The organism is Acinetobacter sp. YH12152, assembly GCF_013418285.1.
Taxonomy (GTDB): Bacteria; Pseudomonadota; Gammaproteobacteria; order Pseudomonadales; family Moraxellaceae; genus Acinetobacter; species Acinetobacter amyesii.
On the sequence record NZ_VPCH01000104.1, the window covers coordinates 1 to 2903 of the forward strand.

At 38.8% G+C, this 2903-nt stretch carries 2 protein-coding genes and 1 pseudogene; 1 reads left to right on the forward strand and 2 read right to left on the reverse strand.

Annotation, left to right across the window (positions count from 1 at the left end):
- A pseudogene (locus tag FTU83_RS17030) lies at nt 1-108 on the forward strand (IS701 family transposase); the annotation flags it as partial.
- Between the two features lie 175 nt (nt 109-283).
- Here FTU83_RS17030 and FTU83_RS17035 read toward each other — a convergent pair.
- Nucleotides 284-1633 (reverse strand): MFS transporter, encoded by a 1350-nt coding sequence (locus FTU83_RS17035; protein ID WP_180107421.1) that lies wholly within the window; start codon nt 1631-1633, stop codon nt 284-286.
- Between the two features lie 407 nt (nt 1634-2040).
- Nucleotides 2041-2592, reverse strand: coding sequence for a DUF4256 domain-containing protein (locus tag FTU83_RS17040; protein WP_168379821.1), 552 nt, complete (start codon nt 2590-2592; stop codon nt 2041-2043).
- Nucleotides 2593-2903: the final 311 nt, after the last annotated feature.

A 2903-nucleotide genomic window follows, 5' to 3' on the forward strand; every position in this document is an offset into this window, starting at 1 on the left:
AATATATATCGTTGGCAGAAGAAATTATTTAGACCAATTATCAAAAACTTCATTGATGACTTTATTCTCGATAAAAATCATCTGCTACCACAGAGAATCTATAAATGATAGTGCGTAAGTCCTATAATCTTTAAGAATATCTGATTCTTGTTTTAATTGTAAAATTGCCTCTGCTATTAGTTGTTCTTCGCTCATATTTTTAACATGAATTTTTAATAAAATTCATTTCTTATAACATGAAAAAGCCCCCTTTCGGAGGCTATTCTTTTTAAAGAATCACAACTTAAGCTTTGGCTGTAGTTGCCTCTTTAACATCAATTTTATCACTGTCATTTTCATGCATGATTAATGCAACCGCGATTGCAGTAATCAGTACAGGTAAACCCACTGCCATAAAGTTGAAATGCGCAGGTAAGTTCATACCGAGCAAACCACCAATCAAGATCGGCCCTACAATCGCGCCCATACGACCAATCGCAGAAGACCAACCAATACCTGTCGAACGTACAGCAAGTGGGTAATACTGCGCCACATAGCTGTACAGCAGCATTTGCGAACCAATAGACGCAGCACCTGCCAAGAACACCAAGATGTATAGTAAGAACTGATTCGATTGGAAGCCCATCAAGCTCATCACAATCGCGCCCATCATACCCAAAACCATCAACACAGGTTTTAAGTGGAAACGGTCAGCCAAAATACCACCGCCAACAATACCCACAACTGCGCCCACGTTCATGACCATCATAAACATTAAGCTGTTATCCATAGAATAACCGGCTGCCATCATCAGTTTTGGTAACCAGCTGCTCAGCGCATACATGGTCAATAGGCACGTAAAGAACGCCACCCAAAACAATAATGTATTTACGGCACGACCACGGCGGAACAAACTCACCACGTTAGCAGCTTCAGGTACATTTTCTTGCGGTAAAGTGAACACTGTATTTTCAGTCACTTTCACTTCAGGCGCTAAGCGCTTCACGATACTGCGAGCTTTTTCCTGTTTGTTTTCTTTCACCATAAATGCCAAAGATTCAGGTAAGAATTTCCAAATGACAGGTAAAAGGAAAAGTGGAATACCTGCGATAAAGAACATGATTTGCCAACCAAAATCAGGGGTGAACCATGAACCTAAAAGTGCCGCCATCACACCACCGACTGCATAACCACTAAACATCGTCGTTACTAGTGTACTACGCATCTTCTGCGGCGCGTATTCCGACGTTAAAGCCACAAGGTTAGGCATTACACCGCCAATCCCTAAACCAGCCAAGAAACGCAAAATACCAAATTCTGTTGGATTTGACGCAAAACCACCAGCAAAGGTCAAACCACTAAATAAAACGATACAGATCATGATGACTTTTTTACGGCCAATCTTATCTGCTAAAGAACCAAAGAACATGGCACCAAACATCATGCCTGCGAGCGCAGTACTGGCAAGCATCCCCGCTTGCATTGCACTTAAGCCCCAGTCTTGCATCAGTAAAGGTAAAACCACACCATTAATCGCTAAATCGTAGCCATCAAATAAAATAATCAATAAGCACCAAGCCACTACATTGAAGTGGAACGGGGTAAATTTAGCCTTATCGACTACAGAATTTATGTCTATTTTTTCCGTTGTCATCGTTCTCATCTCCCATGAGTACTTGTCCATAACATTCATTGAATTTTTAAGTAAAATTCAACAGCCACGGAATATACGGAACAGTGTTTTCTAGGGATATTAGACGTATGTTTAATAAATCAGGTCGCTTATAAGTACATGTTAATTGTGTTATTTTTCATGTTTTAGTTTAATTATTAAACATTATCAATATATGATTATTTAACTTCTTTTTTTAAATCATAATGTCCTTGTTTTCAGGTCTAATTCTTCTATTCTTTCATTCAACTTCAGAACGATACACCATCATTTATTTCTATCTTTAGTTTAGAAAAATTTTAAATGTCTAAAAAACAAACGCAATTACATCTTTAGAAAAGTTCGTTTGAACACTCTTGATTGTTTTAAATGCATTGATAGCACTGAGACTAAGCAATCACCAGCTTACAGCGAAATCCTCGAGACGCATAATATGACTGTGCGCCATTATGGTAGCTAAATACATGATCATAACGTCGGTCACAAAACAGTGCCCCGCCATTTTGCCGAATATCGACTGGCGTCACGATCCAGCTCGAAGTCTTTAAATCGAAATGAAAAACTTGCTGTATTGCTCGATAGTCTTCTTCTGTCAGTAGCTCAGCACCGATGTCTCGAACCATGTCTATAACGTTATTTTTCGGGGGATGATCCTTCCGATTCTCCAAGGCATCACGGTCATAGCACAAGTTTCTTCTAAACTTTGGCGACTCTAAGCTGCAATCATAAAATATCAGGTCATTAGATTGCTGATTCAGCATCACAATATCTGGCTCACCGCCTGTTTTTTCCATTTCGATTAAAATTTGTAGTTTTGAGGGCTGTGCTATCAATTGTTTTTTAACATCATCCCAAAGTAATTCTGGATGACGCTGCATATTTTCCTCAAAGCGTTGCTGCAATATCTCTAAAATAGAGACTTCATCAAGATCTTGGAGCATATGTATATCCTATTGTTTTTATACCTTGGAGACTGAACTTCACTATAAAGAATATAGGCTCACCTTGATGTAAATTTTTAGCGTTGTTTAGCCTTATTCTTTTTAAATATCTCTCGTTTTCCTATTTTTGTGCTTTAGCTTTTTCTACTTTTATAACGTTCTTTTCCTTTTTTCTTTTTTCCGCATGCATAAAAAAACACCCCCAACGATTAAGTTGGGGGTGTTTCGAATAATGAGCTGGCGATGACTTACTCTCACATGGGTAACCCCACACTACCATCAGCGCTAAGAGGTTTCACTTCTGAGTTCGG